16 protein-coding genes and 4 pseudogenes are annotated in these 22,213 nt (G+C 66.5%); 2 read left to right on the forward strand and 18 right to left on the reverse strand.

All coding sequences use genetic code 11. The features are described 5' to 3' along the window. Window positions 1–30: 30 nt before the first annotated feature. On the reverse strand, window positions 31–936 hold the full coding sequence (locus tag J5J86_RS21385) for a LysR family transcriptional regulator (protein WP_209101934.1): 906 nt from the start codon (window positions 934–936) through the stop codon (window positions 31–33). Between the two features lie 118 nt (window positions 937–1,054). On the opposite strand from J5J86_RS21385, the pseudogene J5J86_RS24695 reads away from it, so the two are divergent. Further along, window positions 1,055–1,192 (forward strand): annotated as a pseudogene (locus J5J86_RS24695) (IS3 family transposase); the annotation flags it as partial. Between the two features lie 37 nt (window positions 1,193–1,229). Further along, window positions 1,230–1,394, forward strand: a pseudogene (locus tag J5J86_RS21390) (IS3 family transposase); the annotation flags it as partial. A 107-nt stretch (window positions 1,395–1,501) separates the two neighbouring features. On the opposite strand, the gene J5J86_RS21395 reads toward J5J86_RS21390, so the two are convergent. From J5J86_RS21395 to fhuB, 17 genes and pseudogenes are all read right to left on the reverse strand, one after another. Beyond that, window positions 1,502–2,482 (reverse strand): hypothetical protein, encoded by a 981-nt coding sequence (locus J5J86_RS21395; protein ID WP_209101936.1) that lies wholly within the window; start codon window positions 2,480–2,482, stop codon window positions 1,502–1,504. 108 nt (window positions 2,483–2,590) lie between these two features. Further along, window positions 2,591–2,977 carry a hypothetical protein gene (locus J5J86_RS21400; protein ID WP_209101937.1) on the reverse strand — a complete coding sequence of 129 codons (387 nt, stop codon included), beginning with the start codon at window positions 2,975–2,977 and terminating at the stop codon, window positions 2,591–2,593. 114 nt (window positions 2,978–3,091) lie between these two features. After that, the gene (locus J5J86_RS21405) at window positions 3,092–5,713 is read right to left on the reverse strand and encodes a tetratricopeptide repeat protein (RefSeq protein ID WP_209101939.1); all 2,622 of its coding nucleotides are present in this window, start codon (window positions 5,711–5,713) and stop codon (window positions 3,092–3,094) included. Between the two features lie 6 nt (window positions 5,714–5,719). Beyond that, window positions 5,720–6,448, reverse strand: a complete 729-nt coding sequence (locus tag J5J86_RS21410; protein WP_209101941.1) for a hypothetical protein — start codon at window positions 6,446–6,448, stop codon at window positions 5,720–5,722. Between the two features lie 565 nt (window positions 6,449–7,013). Further along, a complete protein-coding gene (locus tag J5J86_RS21415) occupies window positions 7,014–8,147 on the reverse strand; it encodes a hypothetical protein (protein ID WP_209101943.1) in 1,134 nt (377 codons plus the stop codon). Window positions 8,148–8,181: 34 nt separating this feature from the next. Continuing rightward, window positions 8,182–9,078 carry a hypothetical protein gene (locus J5J86_RS21420; RefSeq protein ID WP_209101945.1) on the reverse strand — a complete coding sequence of 299 codons (897 nt, stop codon included), beginning with the start codon at window positions 9,076–9,078 and terminating at the stop codon, window positions 8,182–8,184. A 17-nt stretch (window positions 9,079–9,095) separates the two neighbouring features. Next, window positions 9,096–9,788 (reverse strand): hypothetical protein, encoded by a 693-nt coding sequence (locus J5J86_RS21425; RefSeq protein ID WP_209101947.1) that lies wholly within the window; start codon window positions 9,786–9,788, stop codon window positions 9,096–9,098. Between the two features lie 142 nt (window positions 9,789–9,930). After that, window positions 9,931–10,461 (reverse strand): DUF4755 domain-containing protein, encoded by a 531-nt coding sequence (locus tag J5J86_RS21430; protein WP_209101949.1) that lies wholly within the window; start codon window positions 10,459–10,461, stop codon window positions 9,931–9,933. Window positions 10,462–10,698: 237 nt separating this feature from the next. Beyond that, entirely contained in the window at window positions 10,699–11,364 is a 666-nt protein-coding gene (locus J5J86_RS21435) for a hypothetical protein (protein WP_209101951.1), read from the reverse strand. A gap of 281 nt (window positions 11,365–11,645) precedes the next feature. Continuing rightward, window positions 11,646–12,539, reverse strand: a complete 894-nt coding sequence (locus J5J86_RS21440; RefSeq protein WP_209101952.1) for a hypothetical protein — start codon at window positions 12,537–12,539, stop codon at window positions 11,646–11,648. A 113-nt stretch (window positions 12,540–12,652) separates the two neighbouring features. Then, on the reverse strand, window positions 12,653–15,469 hold the full coding sequence (locus tag J5J86_RS21445) for a CHAT domain-containing tetratricopeptide repeat protein (protein ID WP_209101953.1): 2,817 nt from the start codon (window positions 15,467–15,469) through the stop codon (window positions 12,653–12,655). Window positions 15,470–16,578: 1,109 nt separating this feature from the next. Continuing rightward, a pseudogene (locus J5J86_RS24545) lies at window positions 16,579–16,698 on the reverse strand (CRISPR-associated endonuclease Cas2); the annotation flags it as partial. A 192-nt stretch (window positions 16,699–16,890) separates the two neighbouring features. Continuing rightward, window positions 16,891–17,232: pseudogene (locus J5J86_RS24550) on the reverse strand (type I-C CRISPR-associated protein Cas8c/Csd1); the annotation flags it as partial. Continuing rightward, a complete protein-coding gene (locus tag J5J86_RS21455) occupies window positions 17,229–17,558 on the reverse strand; it encodes a CRISPR-associated endonuclease Cas3'' (RefSeq protein ID WP_209105491.1) in 330 nt (109 codons plus the stop codon). The gene J5J86_RS21455 and the pseudogene J5J86_RS24550, both read right to left, overlap by 4 nt. A 214-nt stretch (window positions 17,559–17,772) precedes the next feature. Further along, window positions 17,773–18,561, reverse strand: coding sequence for an ATP-binding cassette domain-containing protein (locus J5J86_RS21460; protein WP_209101957.1), 789 nt, complete (start codon window positions 18,559–18,561; stop codon window positions 17,773–17,775). Beyond that, window positions 18,558–20,243, reverse strand: a complete 1,686-nt coding sequence (locus J5J86_RS21465; protein WP_209101958.1) for a cyclic peptide export ABC transporter — start codon at window positions 20,241–20,243, stop codon at window positions 18,558–18,560. The genes J5J86_RS21460 and J5J86_RS21465 overlap by 4 nt, the downstream gene beginning before the upstream one ends. Beyond that, window positions 20,240–22,198 carry a Fe(3+)-hydroxamate ABC transporter permease FhuB gene (gene fhuB, locus J5J86_RS21470; RefSeq protein WP_209101960.1) on the reverse strand — a complete coding sequence of 653 codons (1,959 nt, stop codon included), beginning with the start codon at window positions 22,196–22,198 and terminating at the stop codon, window positions 20,240–20,242. The genes J5J86_RS21465 and fhuB overlap by 4 nt, the downstream gene beginning before the upstream one ends. Window positions 22,199–22,213: the final 15 nt, after the last annotated feature.

Raw genomic sequence — 22,213 nt, forward strand, 5'->3', positions numbered from 1 at the left:
CGAACGCCGCTTCAGGCCGGACGCCGGGCTTCACCCGGCGATGCCGGAGGACAGGTCGAGGTCCAGGCAGGCCGAGCGCAGATAGTCCCGCATCAGCTCATGACTGGGGGACAAGGGCCGGTCCTTGCTGGTGAGAATGGCGATGGGAACCAGCGTCTGCGGCGCGAAGCGTCGTTTCACAATCCCCGGAAACTGCTCCCAGGGCAGCAGGCCATCGACGATGGCAATCCCCAGCCCGTCGCGCACGAAGGGCAAGGCGGTGATGGAAAGGTCGATCTCGATCGCCGGCGCATAGGCGGCATCCTCCGCCTCGGCGGCCCCTGCAAGCAGCCGCGCGGGCAAGGTGTCGGCGCGATAGGAGATGAGCGTTTCGTCGCGAATGTCGGAAAAGCCAATCACCTCCTTCTGCGCCAGCCGATGCCCCTCCGGCAGGACGCAGACCAGCTCGGCATGGCCGACCGTCTCCACGTTCAGGTCGTGATACGGCAGGTTGTTCATGACCATGCCGAGGGAGACCGTGCCGTTGCGCAGCATCTCTACGATGTTCAACATCGGCGCGATGAGGGACCGCACGACGATGTCGGGATGTGCTTCGCGGAAGTGAATGAGCGCCCTTGAGACAATGGACATGGAGGGGGGTGCGGACGCTGCGAGCTGCACGAGGCCTGTGCGTCCGTGCCTCATGTCCGCGGTGCGCCGGCGCATGGCTCCGAGCTGGGAGAAGATGTGCTCCGCCTGGGGATAGAGCTCCTCGGCCTGCTGGGTCGGGACCAATCGTCCCCGCACGCGGTCGAACAGCTTGAAACCGAGCTGGTCCTCGGCATGGAGGAGGATCTGGCTGAGGGCGGGCTGTGAGATATTGAGCATGGCGGCCGCCCGCGTGACGGTGCCGCAGCGCATGAGCATGCAGAAGACTTCAAGTTGCCGTGCGCGCATGGATCCGTCCGGGCCGTGGGCGCAGCTCCGTCCAATCGGGCGGGGTCGCTGCGGGGGCACTTTATCACCCTGGCGCGGGGGGCGGGCAACGATGCAGTTCACGTGCGGCCGGTGGGGGGAACGTCGCGGGATGCGTGAACGGCGGGCGTGTAAAGCCACCGGCTTCTGCCGCATGACCATGAGATCCAAAGCTGTGCACGGGAATGACGCTTTGCTGCGGGAGCGGAGGAAGGCCATCGTGGACGACTGCACTCGCGAGTGCCGCACGCTGGTGGCGGACACGGTGCCCCCCGTTCTTGTGGATGAAAACCGAGCGGGTCCATCATCGCCTCTATGCCACCCGGGTCGAGGCCCGACGTGACCTGTTCGGGTACATTGAGGGCTTCTACAATTCCCGCCGCCTGCACTCCGCCCTCGGCTCCATCAGCCCGGCCGAGATGGAACGCACAGCGGCTTAACCCCGTCCACGTTTTCGGGGGAAGATCACTGCCGCGAAGCGTCTAATGGATGGACGCCGACAGTCCGGCGCGACGGCGGCCCCCGGGCTGAAATCCCATACCCGCTCTCAAGGCTTCGGCGACTGGCGCACCTCGACGTCGTCGCGGGCCAGGGTTTCAATCAGAAGCTGACGATCCGTCTCGAGGAGATCATAGGCCTTGAGATCGAACACGACGGCCCTCACGCGTGAGCGATCTGTCTCGTCGGCCTGAATCTTGATCGACATGAGCCCTCTGCATGCGCGAGGCCGCGCGGGGACCTTCTTTCGCATGTCTTCTTGGTCCACAAACCTCTGGTCGATGAACGTTTCTCCGGGAACCTTATCGGGCCACTCGAGAGGGTTGTTGCCAAAAAAGTCACCAAAGCCATCATTTCTACAGGCATCCAATGCCCTCTGCAGCAAAAATCCGGCCTTGGGGCGGGACACCAACTGCCCTTCCTTATCAAAAAGGTAGTATATCTTCGTGATGTATTGTTCTTCGTAGAAGGTCGGCTCTCCGTATTTCGCCTTGATCGAAGACAGAAGATCCATCACCTTCAGCCCCTGAGGCGCCTGGATATAGCGCATCAGGCCATAGACTCGACTGCCGGAGAGTGGGCTTGTCGTATAGACATAGAAATCATCGCACGTCTTGCTGGCGTCACCGAAGACACGGCATGCATCGCCATTGCTGGTCATGGCGATAAGGTAGGTGAAGCCCTCATACCGTGTCTCGGCAGCGCCCTTCGGACCGACCGTCATCAGGTAGGGCCATTCATTGACTTTCCGTGGGCCTCTCATCGCCGCGAGCTTTGTGCGGGCCGTCTCCATCGTATCGCCGATGCGGATGGTGAGGATGTCGGGCGTAAAGGAGGCGGGAAACGCATAGAGGCTCGCACTCACGTCCTGACGCGGCAGGACCTTTTGTGCTGCGGGCGTCCCGGCTGACGGCGCCATCGCCTGCGCCGTGGCAGGGACCGGCGCCGCAGTGATCGCGGCCGCAAGGAGCGACAGGCCGACAACGGGGGCCACCCGGCACATTGCACGAGGGGTCGGGATGCGTGGCATGGAGGATCTCCCATCGGGAACCGGGGGGCTGTGGCCAGCGGCGTTGATCTTCGGACGTCAGGAAAGCGGACACCCGGCCGCCTTGGCGTCGGGAGAGGCCCGCGCCTTTCACCTTGGGCAGCGAATAAGATGCAGTGGCTGGAAGGCGCGGCCGCCGCGTGTGATCTGCAGCACCAGCTGATCCGCGGCGAGCGGGCGCAACATGATCGCCATGGTGGCGCCACCGCCATCTTCGAGGGTGCAGCGCCCGCGATAGGAGAAGCTGCCGTCTTGCTCCTGCCGCAGGGGCGTGGCGCAGGTCATGTGGTAGTTGGCAATGCCGTCGGGCCGGATCAGAAAGGGGCCGTCGGGGCTCTCGCGATTGCAATTGCCGTCCGGGCTCCGCCAGTACCCCGCGATGCTCGCCCCGGTCTGGGCTGTTGCCATGTCCATGGCGAGGTGGCTCAGGCAGATGCTCGCGGCCATCAGCGCCAGAAGCTTGGACATATCGTGCATGCCACGTCCTTTCCGGTTCAGAGTGTGATGGAGATACTTGCCGGTGCCCCCATGCCGCGCGTGGCGCGGGGGAGAAAGCCCATGGTCCTGCGGGCGTCGCTCACTTAAGGTCGCTCACGGGAGCACGTCGTAGGACATGCCGAGGAGCCCCGCGACGCGCCGGTTGCTCAGGCCCTTTTCGGCGCTGATCTTGGCGGCGGCGTCGCCATAACGCTCCTTCAGGATGCGCACCACCTCCTCCACGAAGGCGGCGGGCACCGTGTCGCCCACGTTGAACGGATCGCGGTGGAACTCGAACGGGGTCGCAAGGATCTGCGCCTTGCCGTCCTTCACCGGTCCGATGGTGATGAGGAAATTGTTCGCGTGAGAATATCTATCGGGGTCCACTTCCTTCATCAGAGTGCGCGCGGCGAGGACGGGATCGGCGGCAGTCCCCACCCCGCGCAAATAGGCTATGGCGATGGGCTGCCAGATGTAGGGAGTCTCATTCCGCCAGGACGGGACCGTGGCGGCCGTTTTCGCTTCGGCCCACCGCAATCGCCATGCGAAGCGCTCCTCGGCCGTTCCTGCCAGATCGGCCATGGCCAGCAGGGCGTCGGGACGTCCCGCCTTGGCCGCCCGCGCGAACCAATCCGAAGCCTTCACATGATCGGCGGGGTCGAGGCTCCGCCAATAGCCGAGCGTGTTTGCGATGTTGCGTGCGACAGGCTCCATCCAGCCGATGGGGAAAGGCCAAGCGCGGTCCTTGAGCTTTCGGTAGAGTTCAGCCAGCGCAAAAGCGGCGTTGACGTCGCCAAACTCTTCATAAAGCCGTGCGTACCACGCGGCCGCCTCAAGCTCGTCGGAGAGAAAGCTTCCCCAGTGATCTGAAAGCAGATGCCCAAGGCAGATCATCGCCGAGGGTTGCCCGCTCTGCGCAGCAGCACGGAGGGCGGGAAGATCGCTGGTCGCCAAGTTGCGCCAGGAGCCGTCATAATAGCAGGAGCGCTGCGTCACGTCATTGGCGAAGGCGTGGGCCGTCTCGTTGCGCAGAAAGGTGACGAAGCCCGGATCCGCGTAGAAATGATAGGCGGCCAACGCCGCATCGCGCGCTGCGGCAACGCCCTTGCCATTGTCGTACAGCTGTCCCAGCAGCATGAGGCGGCCGTCTTCGCCCGCAAGCGGCCTCGTCCGCAGCAGCATCTCGACGGCACGCTCGGGATTGCGCGGCAGAAGCTTGCCCTCTGCCAACGCGGTCCCATAGGCAATGAGCGCCCTTTCATCATTATAGACGACGGCGATCTCGAAAAAGTCCTCCGCTTCTTGGGCTGTCGTCGCGGCCTTAGCGGCATTGACATCCCAATAGGCCAAATTCGCCTGCGCCTGCCGGTCATTGGGGGCCGCCTTCTGCAGCAGTACGGTTGCGGCAGCCCGATTGCCCTGCGCGTCGAGCGAAGCGGCAACCTTGACGGCGGCTTCTCCATCTCCCGCCTCCGCGGCCTTGCGCCTCCACTCGTCGGCCTCGGCGGTCTCACCGGCGCGTCTCAGCCGCTCGTCGAGACGCTTCATGCCGGCGACAGACCTCGCATCTGCGGCCTTGCGATACCATGCATTGGCCTTCGCATCGTCTTTCGCCGTGCCGATGCCGGATTGATAGGCCCAGGCCACGTGCAGCATGGCATTCCGCGATCCGGCTTCGGCGGCCTTTGTCCACCATTCGAGGGCCGCCCCATCGTCGATCGGCCCGCCATCGCCGTAATGATGCATCCAGCCGATGCTGCGCATCGCTTCGGCGTCTCCGGCGGCTGCGGCCTTGGTCCACCGTGAAAGCGCGACCGCGTCGTCCTCAGGGGTGCCCTTGCCGAGCGAGTGATAAGTGCCGGCCCATCTCATGGCGAGGACATCACCCAGCGCTGCGGCCTTCTCGTACCACTCGAGAGCCGCGGCGAAGTCCTGGGGGGTTCCTTCGCCCCGGCTATAGAGCAGGCCGAGCTTTCGCATGCCCTCGGCATCGCCCTCGGACGCGCGCCATTGGTACCAGGCCTTCGCACCGGCAAAATCGCGCGGCACACCCTTCTGACAGTAGGACAAGAGGGTCGGCAGATCTCTCGCCACGACATGATCGCCGAGCATCACCGCCCGCTCGAAGAAGGTCATGGCCTTCACGCAATCCTTGGGGACTCCAAGTCCCTCGAGATAGAGGTCTCCGAGAGCGCGAAGGGACCCCACGTCGTCCGATGCCGCAGCCTTTTCGTACCACGAGCGGGCCTTGCCATAGTCCCGGTCGATGCTCGTGCCATCCCGATAGAGGCTGCCGTACCGATAGAGGCTGCCGAGGTTGCGCATGGCCACGACGTGGCCCGCCTCCGCAGCGGCGGCATAGAGCGTGGCCGCTTCGTGCAGGTCCGTTGCAGAGATCTGCAGCGCGCGGCCGAGCTGGAAGGTGAGGCGAGGATCACCCGGTGCTTCGTTCAACGCCGCGCGGCATGCGGCGATTGCGGCGGGGGCATCGACCTTGTTGAAAGGGACGCCCAGCACACCCGGCGGACGCGAACCGTCATCGGGATGCGCCGCGAGCAGGTCGCAGGAATGGGTCGCGGTGGCCGCCTGCGCCGCGCCATTGTCGGCCCCTTGAGCCGGAAGAACTCCAAACTGCAGGAAAGCCGCCAAGATGCAGGTGAAGTACAATTTGTTGATCATCGTCACAGCCTCGACCGTCAGTTCAAGTATCCATGCACTCATGAAAGCAAAAGGCACGCCGCCTCAGCCGCCGGGCGTTGCCCTCACCACCTGCGGGGCCTCCCGCGTCGGCCGGAACAGGACCTCGATGGCGAGCGGCCCCCGCGGGTCGGCTCCCGTGGCAAGGGCGGTGATGTTGAACAGGAGGCTGCCGATCGGGTTGGCGCCAAGGTCGCTCCCGCCTGCATCTGCGGGCCGGACAGGACCCGTGCGCACGATCCTAAAGCGGCCGATGCGGTAGTCCTCGCCCGCGTGCTTGAAGGTCTCGCCGAGGGAGAGAACTTCGGCCACCGACCAGGTCGAACAAATCTGTTGCCCGGTCGTATCGAGATATGGCCGCGCCGCATCGGACAGACGGATGGTAAATTTGATATAGACGATGTTTTGGGGGCGATCCTCCGTTTCGAAGCTCACGACGTCAATCAATTTTTCATTGTGCAGGTCGTCGAGCAGCGGACGCAGTTGGGATATCGACTTAGCACCCCGCTCGTTTGTCTTGGTAAACAGTGCATAAAACGTAGTGTTTTCGCCCTTTGGCGAGAAATTGATCGGGGTGTGGGGCAGGAGCGTGCGGATCTTCCGGTCGATATAGTCGGAGGGGGAGAAACACTCCCGGTCGTTCGCGAAATAGGCCTCCACCGCGCGCTTATAGGCGCCGCGCTCGTCGCCGCAGCCCGCGAGGGCCAGGGCCGACAGAAGGGCGAGCGCGATGCGCGGCCGCCACGATGGTCCGGGATGGCGATGGGCGGACATGGATGTACGACCTCCGGTTTGGCTTGTGAGACAGCATCGGACGCCAGGGGACGCGCAAAATTCCGGAGGGCGCCCCGTCAATCACCAACGCCCCCGGCCGAGGTCTACTGACACGTATTGGCGCCTGCGAACTTGGCGAGGCACTTGTCCATTTCGCTCCAGAGCGCTCTGTCGATCACGGCCGTCCGGTTCTTCGCGTCGCATCGCATAATGGTGGCGAGCCGAAGATCCCACGGCGCGGAAAGGTAGATTTTTCGGTCCTCGGGCAGTCTGGGGTCCATTCCGCAGATCTTCATCAACTCGGATCGATTGGCGATCGCCCGGCACCCGCCGCAGGTCTGGGCCTCGGCCGCACTTGCCAGCGGCAACAAAAGGAGAAGGCCGGCACATATCCGTGTGAGCATCGTTCGGCTCCCATCTTGAAAAAGAGAAACCGCGAAAGCGCCAACCCTCAGCCTTGGCCTTTGCCCTTCGCCCATCCTTTCTGGCCCATTCCGGAGCGCTTGGCAGTTGACGGCTCTTGCAGTTCCTTGCGCGGGACGCCGCGCCCGCCGGAACGCGCACGTCAGCCCCCGCGCGCGGTGCGCTGAGCGAAGACGGCGGAGAGCCCGGCCTTCAGGGCGCGCACCTCGCTGTCGGGCTGATTCCGGTACTGGCCGTAGGCTGCCCTCTGCGCCTCGAAAAACGTCAATAGTTCGTTGAATTTCGTCGACTGGCAGGCGCCTGGCGTGTGGTTCAACAGTCCCATATCAAGCAGCGCACGACCGGTCAGGCTACGATCCGACCTTCCGTCAGTGGACGGATCCGCCGCCTTGATCCCCGCGACCTTGTTCAGGGCCGCAGCGTTGAGGCGCGCGGCATCGATCGAGACGCGATCGGCCGCGGCGTATTCGGGATAGCGCCTGACGAAATCCGCTTCGCTCCGCGGCGCATCCGGAAAGAGCGCTGCCTCGGCGGGACAGACCGGTCGGCCCGGAATATCCCGCGGAGTCATTGGCAGGATCATCTCCTTCGGACTGGCGGCCGGCGGCCCGGCGCTTGTCACGGCCTTGGGCACGGCGGCCGCGTCCGCAATCGCAACACCGTTGCGGGTGATGGCGACGACGACCGGCGGGCTCGCGTCGCGGAAGATCACCTCGACCTCGCCGGTCACGGACCCGAGCAGCACATCGCCGAGGGTCGGCGGCAACGGAGGGGTTTCCCCGATCCTGTATCGTCCTTTGCGGAAGCTTTCGCCCTGTTCCTTGTAGATGTCGCCAAGGGACAGGGTCGCCTCCACGCGGCGCGCGGTGCACAGCCCGCGCCCATCGGCGCCGACGCGGCCGGCAAAGGCAGGGGCGGGCTTGAGCGCGATGGAGAAGCGGATCCTCTGGCGCGACGGGTGATCGAGGGCTGGTAACGGCAGGTCCGAGCGCGTGATGGCCTCGACCTTGACCAGCCCGATCTCCTCGAGCCGCTGGAGACGCTTCGGCAGGGCATCGGGATCATCGTAACTCAGGACCACGGTCTCGTAGCGCGTCACACCGCCATCGGGCGCGAGACGAAGGGTTGCCGGCAAGGCGATTTCCTGGCCGATATCGACGCAGCGTGGGCGGGCATCGAGATAAGATTGCAGGGCAGTCTGATAGGCTCCCTTGTCGTCGCCGCAGCCGGCGAGCAGGAGAGCCAAGCCCGAGAGACAAATCGGCCAACGCGTCATGGGATAAGCCTTTCCTTATGGAGCGGTGAGGCGGCTACCGGGCGATCAGCAAAGGCAGGGGATCGACCCGGTTTGCTGGCGGCATGGCCGCGCGCACCGCTGGAGAAGAGGGAGGGATCAGTTCGCCGATGACGCGGGTCTGGACGGGCCGGCCCGGTGTCGCGAAGCTGGCGGCGACCTGGACGAATTCGATGCGGCCCGGAAAAACAAGCCGCTCCACGGACCGCCCGTTGACATCGATGGTCGCCTTTTTCACCGGCGTACCGAGGCTGAACAGCACCTGAACCTGGGCCCTGCGGTCGGTCGGGTTGGAGCGGGCGTCCACATAGGCCTTGGCAGCCGCGCGATCGATCGGGAAGAGAGCCGGAAGAGAGCGATCAAACTCCACATTCATGGCCGGCACCTTGAAATGCGGGATGCCGCCCCCGCAGAGCCACGTTTCCTGTCCTTCCGTCAGCAGCACACCCTTGATCTGCTCGGGCGGCGCCTCGTAGGCGATGGGAAATGCCGCCGCCGCCATGTCATAGGGGCCGAGGCCCACCCATAGCGAGACATCCATGAGCGGCGCGATCCCGCCGAGGATCGCATCCGTCCGCGCCTCGTACCAGCGGCGGACGTCTTCCCATTCAAACTCGTTATTGTGCTTCAGGGCCGCCCGGCAATCGTTCATCGCCACCCAGTAGATGAAGGCCGTGCGCGATCCCAGTTGGCTCCGGTCGAGCTTGAACAGATTGGCGATGGATCTCGCAAAGAAACTTTCACCGGCGAGGCGCTCGTTGGTCAGCGTTTGCCAGCCGCCGGCCGGCGGAACCGCCTGCGCCACGGCCGGTGTGGAAGAAAAGGCGCCGGCAAGGCCGGCTCCCAGCACGCAGGCCAGCAGGCGAACGGCAGCGAAGGTCGCTGTGTAGCGGATGAAGATGGCAAGGCTCATTTCAGTCTCCAACGGGTTCACCTGCCGCCGCCGCGCGGACAGAATTTCGTGCTCATGTATTTCAAGGCCCTGGCGAAGCGGATCTCGGAGCCGTTCGTCAGGTCGCCGCCGGCAGTGAAGGTCGGCTGAGAGCGCGTGGCGGGAAATTCGCGGGCGTCAAAGGCCACCATGCGGCCGGCCATCAGGGCCCGCGGATCGACCCGCGTCTCGCCTTCGACGGCGGTGGTGAAGGTGAAGAGCGTGTCCTCGTCGCGGAGGTCAGCCGACACGAGATTGCGGAAATCGAAGGCGTTGACGGTGTAGCGGGGGGAGAAGCGCGCGCCGTTGTTGCGCCGGTCGTCATTCTCGTCGAGCACCCGGCCGCTGGGCGTGGTCGAATAATCGAGCCGGAACAGCAGGTAGCGGCAGGCATCGAGCGGCTGGAGGCGCCAGCGTCGATGGAACGTCAACAGGGTCGCGTTCCGGTCGCCAGCCAGCTCGATGTCTTCCGCCCATTTATGGTCCAGCACATATTGCCCGCCCGCCACCGGCGCCCGCTGCTCCCCGGTGAGAATGTACAAGGCCACCTCGGCGGCGGACTGGGCATGGGCGGGCGACGCAGACGCGAGGAGCGCCAAGGCGCAGCCCGCGATCCCGCTCGCCAGAACTGCCGCCGCCTTTCCGATGACGCAGGCGGACAGCGCGAAAACGCGCATCCCGAATGCTTCCATGGACCTTCTCCCCAAATAGCCAAACCGGCGGCGGATTCAGGTGAAAGCCGATGCCGGCTCCAACTTTCAAAGTGTTCCACGCCGGTGCGGTGGAGGGCGATTGCAGAACCTTGCCGTTTGTTACGGCAACAGGGCCAAAGACCTATCCGTTGACGTGCTGGGCGAGGATTTCCATCCAGCGCCGCAATTCCATCTGGGTGGCTTTGTCGTGGGGCGTGCGCGAGCGGAACTTGATGAACCACTCGGGGTGGTCGATGTCGCGCACATCCACATAGAGGCCGGTATTCTCGATCACGCGACTTTCGCGCACCGAATTGGCGATGGCTTGCCCGATGCCATGACCCAGATTATGCGAGGCGCCCGTGAGTCCTCCACCGATCACCCCGCCACCGCGCTCGACGATGAGTTCCGGTATCTCGTAGCGCCAGCTGCGCACGTCACTGAGCGGATAGGTCTTCGCCACCGGATTCCCATTGAAGCGCGCAAGCAGATGCAGACAGCCATTGGCCGAGTCCACCGCGATGCCGGTGCCATCCCAGGCGTACTTGTATTTGCAGTCGTTCACCCCTGCGAGCCAGGGGTTCATGTTCACGCGACCGACGTCGCCGAGCTTCCGGCTGAGGAAGAACAGGAGCGCAAGGGCGAGCACCAGGACGATTACGAACGCAGTCATGCTCGTCTGGCCCCGGTCGGTCTTAGGGTCGACAGCACTCGCCAAGTTGAAGCTCAGATTGAGGGCGATGAGAATTCCGCCCGCCCAGAAAATAAATCTAAGAAAGCCCCGCACTGACAGCCCCCATTCTGCTCGTGGTGAAATCAGAACATCGACATTCGCTCGCCTTTCCGCCCGCCGCCCGTCTCGGTCATACACGCGGCATGCCGCGTCGCGCGTGCCCCCCCCCCCCGTGCTTCAGAAGGCGCTGGCCTTCGGGCAGAACTTGCCCTGCAAATACTTCACGGCATCGGCGAAGCGGGTCTCGAACGCGGTACCCTTGGCGCCGGCGATCTGGATGGGCCGGCTCGTCGGGGTCGGAAATTCGTTTGCGTCGAACGCCACCATCCGCCCGCCAGAGACCGACGCCGGATCGAGCTGCGCCTTGGCCTCGAAGGCCTCAGTGAAGATGAATTTGGTGCTGTAACCGATGCCGAAGCGGGAGACTTCGGCCGTCACCAGCTTGCGGAAGTCGAATTCGCTCATGGTGTAGCTCGGCTCCACCGCCGAGGCCATGCTGCGGCGGGCCTCGGCCTCGGTCACCACGGCGCCGTCGGGGCCGGTGACGTAGTTCAAACGGAACAGCCGATACCGGCAAGCGTCGAGCGGCTGGAGGCGCCACAGGGTGTGGAACACCACCTCGGTGTTGCGCCCCCCGGAGTGGCCGCCAAGAAACACGGTGGTCTTCCCCGTGTTGTCGATGGCGAAGCGGCCGTTCGCCTTGGGGGCCTGCGTCTCGCCGGTGAGCAGAAACAGCACGGTCTCCTCGGCGCTTTGCGCCCGGGCCGGCTGTGAGAGGGCGAGGATCCCCAGTCCGAGGCCTCCCAGGGCGATGAGGTTTCGTCCGATCCTCCAGACGCGCATGGTATCGTCTCCGTCGGAAAAAACTGAGAAACGCCAAAGTCATTCAGAACAAAGCGTGTCGGGTCCGGCGGGGCCACCCTGCGTCCGGTGCAGCGATCTGGGTGCCGGCTTCTGGACGGACGTCACGGACCCCGACGGGCGGCAAACATCCATGGCGGACGGGCGCAGCGCGCGTTTCAGAACGACCGAAACCGCCGCGCGCCAACTGCCGAGCGAACGCCCCCCGTGCAAGGCACATGCTGCACTGCAAATACTACCCTGAGCTTAGCCACGACGCACGTCTATTCTACGACGCGATAATCGCCGGTGAGGATGGCGTAAGGCCGTCCCGCCTTGCGCAGCCGGTCGATGGCGCGGTCGATCTCGTCGAGGAAAGCGGAGCCGGCAGCGAAGGGAGCCTGCTCTCCCGCATTTGCGGGCATCGCGGCAAGCCGCAGCTCCTGTTCCGACCAGATCGCGAAGAGGCGGCACCAACCCGGCGGGCCAAGCACGGTCAAGGCTGGCTCGATGTTGGGATCGCTGATAGGTACACCAAGAGGGCCCGCCGCCGCCCGAGTGGTCGGCGCGTAGCAGGACGGCATGAGGCAGCTCATCTCGCGCCGCAGATATTCGTCGTTCAGCAGGAGCACATGACCGTCTGCCGGCACGGTGAACACCAGCCGCACCTGGGCGCCGATGCGCAGATGCGGAATGGCGGTGGCGCTCTCGACCGGCGCACCGAGCCCGGCACGTCGCGCGGTCACTGGCTGGATCTTGATGCGGCCGTTCTGGCGGTTGGGATCTGCCAGCCATTTGCGGCGCAGCCGGTCCCCGTCGCCGGCGCCATGCAGGCCGATCCGCGCGCGTTCGAGAGCGGCCTTCAGATGGTCGATATCCGCCTTCAGATCGTCCACGGACAGTCCTTCAAGGCCGCAATACTTCAGAAGGTGGGACAATTCCTGGTTTTCTACTGGAGCCTTCCCACCCCTCTTGCGCGTCATCTGCGCCTCGGTGGTTTCCAGCGCGGCCGCCAGGGCCTTGTTGCTGAAATGGCCGATGGAGAACAGATAGCCCACCACCCCGGCGATATGCTCGATCTTCTCGCCGAGCGCGGGATCACGGAATGGGCGCGTCCCGAGCTGTGCGTCTTGCGGCGCTTCTTCCGGTGTGTCGTCAGAGCGGGGGGACTTGGCCATGGGCGGGTCGTCCGGTTGGCGGGATGTGCGGGAATATTGGTGTGGTCCGCGGCAGGTGCCGATTGCCGTTTCTTGCAGTTCGATGCCGGCTGTCTCGGCGGTGCGATTTCCGCTCACGGCGGCCCATGCAGCATGAAGGCGGCCCAGCGCGCCGCCGGCTGGGCCGTTACGCCCGGACCGACGCCGAACCGCCGGAGCGGGCCGGCGTTGGCCGTGTTCGCCGCGCGGCCCATGGCCATGGCTGCCTGGGCGCGGCGCAGCGCTTCGGCCAGGCTCGGACGGTCAAGGTCCGTAAAGGCGTGGGCATAGAAGGCCACCATCAGTTCCGCCGCCGCCGCGTCCACCACTGGCCACAAGGTAGCGACGACCGCCCGCGCGCCTTTCAATTGGGCGAGGCCGGCGAGGCTCTCCAGTCCGTGGGGGCCAAGGTCGGCGGTGGCGGTGGCGCAGGCCGATAGCACAAGCAGCTCCACCCGGCTGAAATCAAGGTCGGTCCGACGCAGCGCGGCGAGCGACAGGCTGCCCCCATGGCCAAGATGTAGGCGCGAGCGCTCGGGCCGTGCCGGCACCAGCTCGAAATGGCTGGCGATATGAATGATCTCGGTGCCCGCATCGAGCGCGCGGCGCAATGCGGCCTCGGTGAAGTCACCGTCGAGGGCGAGCGCGCCATCACGCATCGCCGCCACCCGCAGCGCCTCATGTGCCGCATAGGGAAGCGCGGCGAGGCCATCGGCTGGGCGCGTGGCAGCGAAGGCAGCGATGCGCCAGGCTTCGCGGTCGGACGCATCCACGGCTCGAAGCGGCACGCCGGTGTCGATGGAGAACGCCCAGCGTTCCACGAGATGACGCTCGCCATCGTGCAGCGCCGCGAACGGCAAGTGCAGCAAGGGGGGATCAAGCGCGAGTTGGAGGGTGTGGACTTCGCCGAGGCCAGCGGCGACCGGGGCGATGAGGGCGGCATAAAGCTGCCGCCCCAGAGCCGCCACATCGCCGGGATGATCGAAGATGGCGGCGCGGAAGCGATGGACGAGGTCGGCCAGATGGTCGCTGGGCAAGCCGATCCCGGCCTCCAGCGTCCGGTCGGCGGTGCGCAACGACACGCTCATGCGGCCATCGCCAAGGTCGAGGAACCGCAGGCGGGCGATGCCGGGCGGCGTGGGCGAGACAGCATCGCTGCGGTGCGGCGCTGAAGCGGGCGTCACCCAGTCTTCCGCGAGCACCCGATCGAACCACTGCGCCAGGCGTCGGCGATGAGGTTCGGGATCGGCACATGGCGTCGGTGCCGGCCCCTGGCTGGCATTGGCGAGCGCCCTACCCTCCTCCATCTCGCGCAGCGCATCCACCTCCACCTGATAGAATGTGGCCATGGCCTCCTCGTCGACGCGAAGCGGCACGGGTGGCGCGTCCCAGACGAGCGCCGCGTCGCGCGCCACGAAGTCCGCGAGCCGGTCGCGCTGCACCAGCGCATGCACATGCTCGGCCTCGGGCAGCCGAGCGTGGGTGGCGAGGGTCGCGACGAGTTGGCGGAATGGGCGTTCGCGCCGGGCGAGATAGGCCGACCGCTGCCGCACGGCGAGTGCCGCGACGGGCGCGGGCATCGTCGCCGCCACCGCCATCTTGCCGAACAGCGCAGATGCCCGGTCGCGCCGGCGGGCTGACGCGAGCACGGCAGCGGCATGGAACAGGCCAGAGAGGGCGGCGGCGCGGCCGCGGGCGGCATCCACCGCGAAGGCGGCCCGCACCTCGCCTTCGGCTTCCTCCAAGGCGCCGTCCGCGATCAGGAGCTCAGCGCGCAAGAGCTGCGCCGCGACACGGTAAGGGTGATCCTGCGCGCAGGCGGCGCGCTCCATGGCCTGGCGCAGGCGCGCGGCAGCACCGGGGCGCCGGCCCGCCTCCCGATCCAGTTCCTCCGCCGCTACGACAAGGGCCAGCACATCGGGGCAATCGGTCCCGGCTTCGGCCGCGACCTTTCGGGCGCATCGCTTAAGGATGCGGACCGCACGGGCCGGCAGCCCCTCCGCCACGGCAAGGTCGGCCCGTGCCGCATCCAGCGCCACCGCCAATGCGAGGCTGAGGGGTTTGCCGCCCCAGCGGCGCGCCTGCGCCAGAAGCCGCCGCGCACGGGGAAGGTCGCCGAGATCGGCCGCGTGTTGGCCGGCATTGACAAGCACGAGGGCAAGCCCCGCCCGCTCCGCTTCGGGCGCCTGCGCACAGCTTGCCAGCGCCCTCTCATAGGCTGAGCTGGCTGCCGCCGGATCGCCTCGGCGCTCGCAGACACTCGCCAATGCTTCCAGCGTCTGGGCATGGAGAACCGGATCAGCGCGCGTGTCCGCCTCAATGGCGCCCAGCATTTCCGCTGCCGCCGCCAAGTCACCCTTGTCCTGCAAGGCATTGGCGAGAAAGCGCCGGGTGGTCAGGCTCAGGGCCCCGTCGGTGCCGTCGTCCAGCAACTCCAGCGCTGCCTTGAGCCGCTCGATGGCATCTTCGACGCGTCCGGCCTCGCGCGTCGCAAGTCCGGCATTGGACAGCGCCCGCGCCCGCTCGCCGCGGGTATCGGCACGTGGCGCGAAGAGGGCGGCGGCTTGGTCATAACTGGCGGCGGCCTCCAGATAGGCCCCGCGATGAAAAAGTGCATTGCCGAGGGTGAGCAGAAGGCGCGCGCGGACAAGGCTCGCCTCCTCCAGGCCATGCTCGGGTCCCGGCAGTTCCGCAAGGCCACGCCGGGCGGCCTCTTCCGCCCCCTCGCGATCGCTGCCGGCGAGGACGACGCGGGCGAACTTCTCCCGCAGGACCGCGGCCCGCAGCCGGCCCGATGCCGAAGCATCGCACAGGTCGATCGCCGTGCCGAGCAAGGCGAGCGTCTTGGCCCGGTCACCGACACGGAAATGCTCGATCGCCTCCTGTTCGAGCCGGCTGATCTTCTCGCGCACTGGGCTTCCCCCGACGGCATCAATGCTAGCGCGAGCCATGCTCGACCGCCAAGGCGGCTCGCCGACGGATCTTCGCCCTCCGCAAGCGCGCGCTTGGCCTCGCCGCGCTTTTCGAAAGCTGCCGTTCGCGGTGCGGCGAGAGGCTCAGCCGGTACAAAAGCCGCTCAAGTGCAAAGCGCGTCAGTAGAAGCTGAAGCGATTAGCCGCGCTCCCGGACGAGATTGGTCAGGCGCGCCCGGACCGATGCTGTGATGTTTCGCTTGGCCTCAGGCACTGGCGGTCATGGCCTCCAGATAAGGTGCGACGGATTTCCAGATGCCCTCCTCGGTAGCATGGTGTGCGATCTCGGATGATGTAGCCTTGCACCAGCGTGGTTTCGATCCACGCCCCCGTGAGGGGGCGACGGCCGATCTCGGGCCTTTGTTTTCTGGAGTGGCAGTTTCGATCCACGCCCCAGTGAAGGGGCGACCATGCCGCCGGCCGCAGAAACCGCGATGTCCTGGTTTCGATCCACGCCCCCGTGAGGGGACGACGCGCCCCTGATACTTGCCCGTCATCCAAGGCGTGTTTCGATCCACGCCCCCGAGAGGGGGCGACTCGCAGGAACCGTCGCTAGCAGTCTTTGGGGCCGTTTCGATCCACGCCCCCGTAAGGGGGCGACGCGAGCGTACGCGGCGCCGGAGGACGGCTGTCGAAGTTTCGATCCACGCCCCCGTGAGGGGACGACGCGCCCCTGATACTTGCCCGTCATCCAAGGCGTGTTTCGATCCACGCCCCCGAGAGGGGGCGACTCGCAGGAACCGTCGCTAGCAGTCTTTGGGGCCGTTTCGATCCACGCCCCCGTAAGGGGGCGACGCGAGCGTACGCGGCGCCGGAGGACGGCTGTCGAAGTTTCGATCCACGCCCCCGTGAGGGGGCGACCCCTGCATCCGTAGCAGTTTGAGACCGCTGCGAAAAAGAGGGGCGTTGCGCGAACCGCGCGCGACTTGGCGGCCGGCGAGGGAGCGCGGGGAAGGCGCGCTGGGTGAAGGGATTGCCGCTGAACATCAAATCTGTCGCGCGAACCCTGCGGACAAAGCCTGGGCGCTTAAGGTTCGCGCAAACCTTGAGAACAGCAGTGGGCCGTCCAGGTCCTGCACGGGCTTTGCACCCACATGCTCCACGCGCCGCTTGCCTTCCGCCCCGAGGCGGTAGAAGCGCAGACTGTCGGCGGAAGGATCGATCTCACCACCTATCGCTCGATGATTTCGATGCCGTCCGGCAATCCCTCCCGGTCGAGGGTGATGGCATAGTCGGAGAAGCTGCGGGCGGGGGGCGCATTGTCGAGGCCTTCGCTGCCGGGAACGTGACGCTCCCCCTGGAACAGCCTCGGGCGCCCAGGTTTCCAGGAGGCGGCGCAGGGCAACGAGCCCCGCATCCTCGGCATCGGCCAGCACCTCCAGATGCACCGCCTTGAAGGCGGCGTGCTCCAATGCCTTGCGTTTGCCGTCCCCTGCGGTGCGCCCCAGCACATAGGCGCTCTTGTCCCACAGCCTGTTGGGCAGGATGCCAGCGGTGCGCTTGACCGCAGCCGGCACGGAGAGCAGTTGGGGCATCAGCTTCTTGCCCGACGAGGCGCGCAGGTCGATTACCCCAAGGGGTGTGCCATCGGCCGCCAGTTCGATGGCGAACCCGATCTTCTCCCGCGAAAAGCCCGGCGGCTCGGCCTCTCCCCGCTCCGCCATGCGATCATAATACTGGTCGAGCGCCTGCAGGATGGTCATGACACCGTGCCTTCGACCAGGCAGCGCCGCACATCGAACACGCCGCCGGTGAGCCGGGCATGGTGCGCGGCGATGATGGCGGCGAGCACCATGCCGAAATTGGGGCCGTAAGAATCGAGGGCAATCCGGGCGCCGGCCGACGAATGGTCGCCGCCGGACGTCCGGTCGCCGGTGATATAGGCCTGGAACTCCGGTGACAGCTTCCCAATGTCATGGAGCCGTCCCGCCAGACGCAACACCTCAGCCCAGCCCAGATGCGCGGCAAATGCCGCTGCCTGCTCGCCGACCCGGTGACTGTGGTCTGGCAGCGTTTCCCACTGATTCAGGGGGCGCGCCGGGAAGGGAGTGGGCGAAAGCTTTCATCACACCCGTCATACAGCCCCTTTGCAGAAGTCATTCCTGCGATGCAATCCTGCCGTGCAGGGGCGCCCACTTCACCATGGGTCGCGGCTTGGCGACAGCCTGCTGCATCAAGGCGCGCCGCTCGAAGGCGGCGATCACGGTCAAGGGGGCTACATGTTGGCCTGACGTGTCGCCCTGTCAGCGTGCAAAGGCGAGCGGCGCGGCCCCTGGCCGGCGCGGGATCACGTCCATGGCTATGCCGTAGATCATCTCCAGGGTATCGGCGGTCATGATATGGCCCGGCGTGCCGCGCGCGATGAGCTGACCGGCGCGCAGCGCAAGGATCTCATCACAGAAGCGCGCCGCCATGTTCACGTCGTGCAGCACCACCACCACCGCGAGCCCGCGCTCCGCGGCCAGACGATGCACCAGGGAGAGCACCTCCATCTGGTGAGCTATATCGAGGGCCGAGATGGGCTCGTCGAGCAGCAGGCATTCGGCGTCCTGCGCCACCAGCATGGCGATGAAGGCGCGCTGGCGTTCGCCGCCCGACAGCGTGTCGACAAGCCGGTCCGCGAACGCCTCCATTCCGGTGAGCCCAATGGCCTCGGCGACCTTCTCTTGGTCGGTGGCCCCGAACCGGCCGAGCGCCCCGTGCCAAGGATAGCGGCCGAGCGCCACCAGCTCCCGCACCAGAAGTCCCTGTGCCGGTGGCGTCTGCTGCGGCAGATAGGCAACCTTGCGGGCAAAGGGACGATGCCCCCATTCGGCGAGCGCCTTCCCCGCCAACCTCAGGGCGCCGCCCGATGGCGGCTGCTGGCGGGCGAGCAGCTTCAGCAGGGTGGACTTGCCCGAACCATTGTGCCCGATCAGGCCGACCACGCGCCGGGCGGGAATATTCAAGGTCAGGGGCTCAAGCAGCACGCGGCCGGCGACAGCGTAGGTCACGTCTTGAAGGGTGAACAGGTCGCTCGTTTCGGTCGTCATGGCGCGTTCTCCAATCCCATCCCCGGCCGGACGGCCCGCGTGTCCTCGACGATGCGGCCTCCGGCCATGCGGACGATGCGGTCGGCCAGGTGGAAATAGCGGTCGTCATGGCTGACCACGATCAGCGTGCGGCCTTCGCGCTTCAGCTCCGGCAGAAGGTCTTCGTAAAACAGGCGGCGGAAATCCGGATCCTGGTCGGCCGCCCATTCATCGGTGATCAGGATCGGCCGGCGCTCAAGAAGCGCCTCCACCAGGGCAAGGCGCTTCCTCTGGCCCGTCGAAAGATCCGTCGTCGAAAAGCGGCTGCCCTCGAGCGAGACCTTGCCGGCGAGGCCGAACCGTTCCAGCAGCGCGCGCGCTGCGCCCTCTTGCAGGTCGCAGGCGACGTCATCGAACAGGAAGTAGTCCGAGAAGATGGGGCTGAACAATTGTCGGTAGTCGTCCCTGCGTTCCGCCGTTACTGCCACGCCGTCCCGCAGCACAGCGCCGGAGGATGGCGCGTAGAGACCAAGCAGCAGCTTGACCAGCGTCGTCTTTCCCGAGCCGTTGGCGCCGACGATGAAGACCAGCTCGCCGCGCTCAAGGCGCAGGTCCAGCGGACCAAGGGCGAAGGGCGTGCCGCCTTGCGTGGGCGGGAAACGGTAGGTCATCGCCACAAGGCTGATGCTCGTGAAGGTCGCTGGCGGTTTGGCCGCCGGCCTTGCGAGCGTGAGCCCCGGCTCGCTGTCGGCGAGGCTCAGGGAGAGCTGGGCGATGCGCCCCAGCGCGATACGCGCCTGGTCGAACATGGGCAGGGCGGAGCCGAGAAGCTCCATGGGGCCGCGCACATAGAGCAGGACGATCACCGCTCCGCTCAGGGCAATATTGTCCATGGCCAGCACGCCATGGGCCGCGATCAGCAGGCCGATGAGGACAAAGACGCCCCCTGTGCCGACGGCGTCCGCCACCCAGTAGAGGGTCATGGCGCGGCTCTTGTGCGTGCAGATAAGGTCCGCCGCACCGCCCAGCCGCGCGCCGAACACCAGGGCCCGGCGTGGCTGGTGGAGCTTCAGCTCCTTGGCCCCGTCGATAATGGCGCGATATTGCCGGTGGAGGTCGTCCTGGGCGTGGCGGACCGCCTCGTAATCCTTGATCCAGCGACGCTGGGCGAAACGCTTGGCCGCCGCGCCCAACCCCAAGAAGATCATCGCCATCACGCATGCGGCGGGGGACAGGGCTGCCAGATAGCCGATGCTGCCCAATGTCACCGCCAGCGCGATGGCATAGCCCGACATGTTGAAGGTGAAGGCCGAGACGGTATCCACATCTGTGGTCAGGACGGCCATGAGCCGGTGGCTGCGATAGTCTTCCAGCTTGGCGATGGGCGCCCTCAGGATCCGGGCGGAAATGTCCTTGCGCAACGCCGCGATGAGCTTCTGCCCCAGCATGCTGTTGAGTGCCCCCGCAAGGGCGCTCCCACCCAGGCTCAGCACGCACAAGGCGCTGAACGCTGCGATGAAGGCGGCCCCCTCGCCCGAAGGGGCATGCAGGGCGCGATTGACCGTGGAGAGCAGCCAAGGCGTGGCGAGGCCGCCGCAGAGGCCGGCCATGGTGGCAAGGACGAGCAGCCGCCAGAGCGGCGCCAGAAGCTGGCCGGCATGCAGGAGAACGGCACGAGCCGAGAGCGGCGGGTCCGTGCTCATGGACGCGCCACTCCCGATTTTCTTGCCAGCGCGACGAGGAGATAGGGGCAGCCGAGGCCGGCGGCGACGAGGCCGGCGGGAATTTCGTAGGGAAAGGCCAGGGTGCGGCCAAGCCAGTCCGCAGTGAGCATCACCAGGGCGCCGCACAATGCAGCGCCGGCGATCTGCGGAAACGGCGACCTTAATCCGAGCAGTCTCGCCATGTGAGGCGCCATCAGGCCGGCAAAGCTGAAAGGGCCGATGGCGAGCGTAGCCGCTGCCGTCGCGATTGCGGCGAAGATGAGCAGAATGAGCCGGCTCCCCATCAGCGGAAGCCCAAGGCTTCTGGATGTCGCTTCGCCAAGCGGCAGGATCAGGAGCCAGCGGGCCAATAGCGGGCTTAAAGCTATGAGCGCGGACGCCACGGCCAGGACGCTGAGGGCGTCCCGTGGCGTCGCGTCGATGGTGGACCCGGCCATCCAGGACAGAAGGCCGGTGAGACGTGGATCGCCGCTCGCAACGAGTGCGGTGGCGAGGGCGCCGAATGCGGTAGCGATCGCCACGCCGAGGAGCAGCATGCGCTCGGGCGCCGCGCCGGTCCGTCGCGCAAAGGCGAGCAGCAGTACCAGTGCAAGCGCCGCGCCCGATGCCGCAGCGAGAAAGCGGTCGCCAGCATCGGGGGCAGGAATGAGCAGCGTCGCGGCGATCATGCCAAGGCCGGCGGCCGGCGCGACCCCCAGCACCTCGGGGCTCGCCAATGGGTTGCCTGTGAGCCGCTGGAGCGCCACTCCCGCCACGGCCAGCAGAAAACCGGCGCCGCCGGCCGCCATCAGACGCGGCCATCGCCAGGGCAGCAAGGCGTCGAGCGCCGCCCCGGTATCAAGGGTCCAACCTGCCGGGCCGCGTCCGAAATGCACGGCAATGAACGCCGCCGCCACCACGGCCACCGCAAGCCCGGCGACGCGGGCGGTCGGGCGCGCGGCCCGTGGGCCGTCCGCGTCCAGGCTGGGGGTGTTGCCGCTGGGAGGAGGCCGCCGCCGCATCATCCACAGCAGGACGGGAGCGCCGATCAGCGCCGTGAGGGTGCCTGTGGGAAGGGACGGCAGCCAGGGAGAAAGGGCCAGCACGCTTTGGTCCGCCGCGAGCAGAAGGCCAGCGCCGAGCACGGGAGCAAGCCAGATCCGGACCGAGAGGCGGCGCCCGCCCGCATGGCGCGCCAGAGCGGGAGCGGCGAGGCCGATGAAGCCGATCACCCCCACTGCGCTCACGACGCACGCAGCAAGGGCAGCGGCGATGGCGAGGACAAGAAGGCGGCTTGCGGCCACAGGGATGCCGAGACCGCGCGCGGTCTCTTCGTCGAGGGCCAGGAGGGCCATGGGCCGGATCAGTGCCCAGGCGGCGACGGCCAGGAACGGAAGCCGCTCGGCCAGGAAGAGCGCCGGGCCCCAGCCATTTTGCGCCATCACGCCCGTGCTCCAGATCGCCACGGACACGAGGTAGTCATGGTTGAGAATATCGAGGATCGCCTCGGCCGCCCCCGCGAACAGGGATACGATCAGGCCCGCCAATATGACCGTGACGGACGAGAAGCCCCGGCCCAGGCCGAGCAGCAGGACCGCACACAGGCAAGCCGTGCTGCCCGCGAGGCACACCCATTCCCGGCCAATGGAAAGCAGCCCAGGCGCATACAGCGTCGCCAGGGCCATGGCGAGTTGGGCCCCGGCCGAAACACCCAGGGTGGTTGGTTCCGCCAGGGGGTTGAGCAGGACCTCCTGGAACAGGACCCCCGACAATGCGAGCATCGCCCCGGCCAGCAGCGCAACGGTGATGCGCGGCAGATCCACATAGAGAAAAAGGGCGGCCGTCATGTCTCCCCGATCTGCCGCAGCGATGACGTGGCCGAATGTGCTCGGGGAGAAATTCTGTCCGAGCCGCGCGGCCGAAACCGCCAGCACCATGGCGACGAGCAGGAGCACGGCGCCGGCTGCTAC

Source organism: Aquabacter sp. L1I39 (genome assembly GCF_017742835.1).
Classification (GTDB): Bacteria; Pseudomonadota; Alphaproteobacteria; order Rhizobiales; family Xanthobacteraceae; genus L1I39.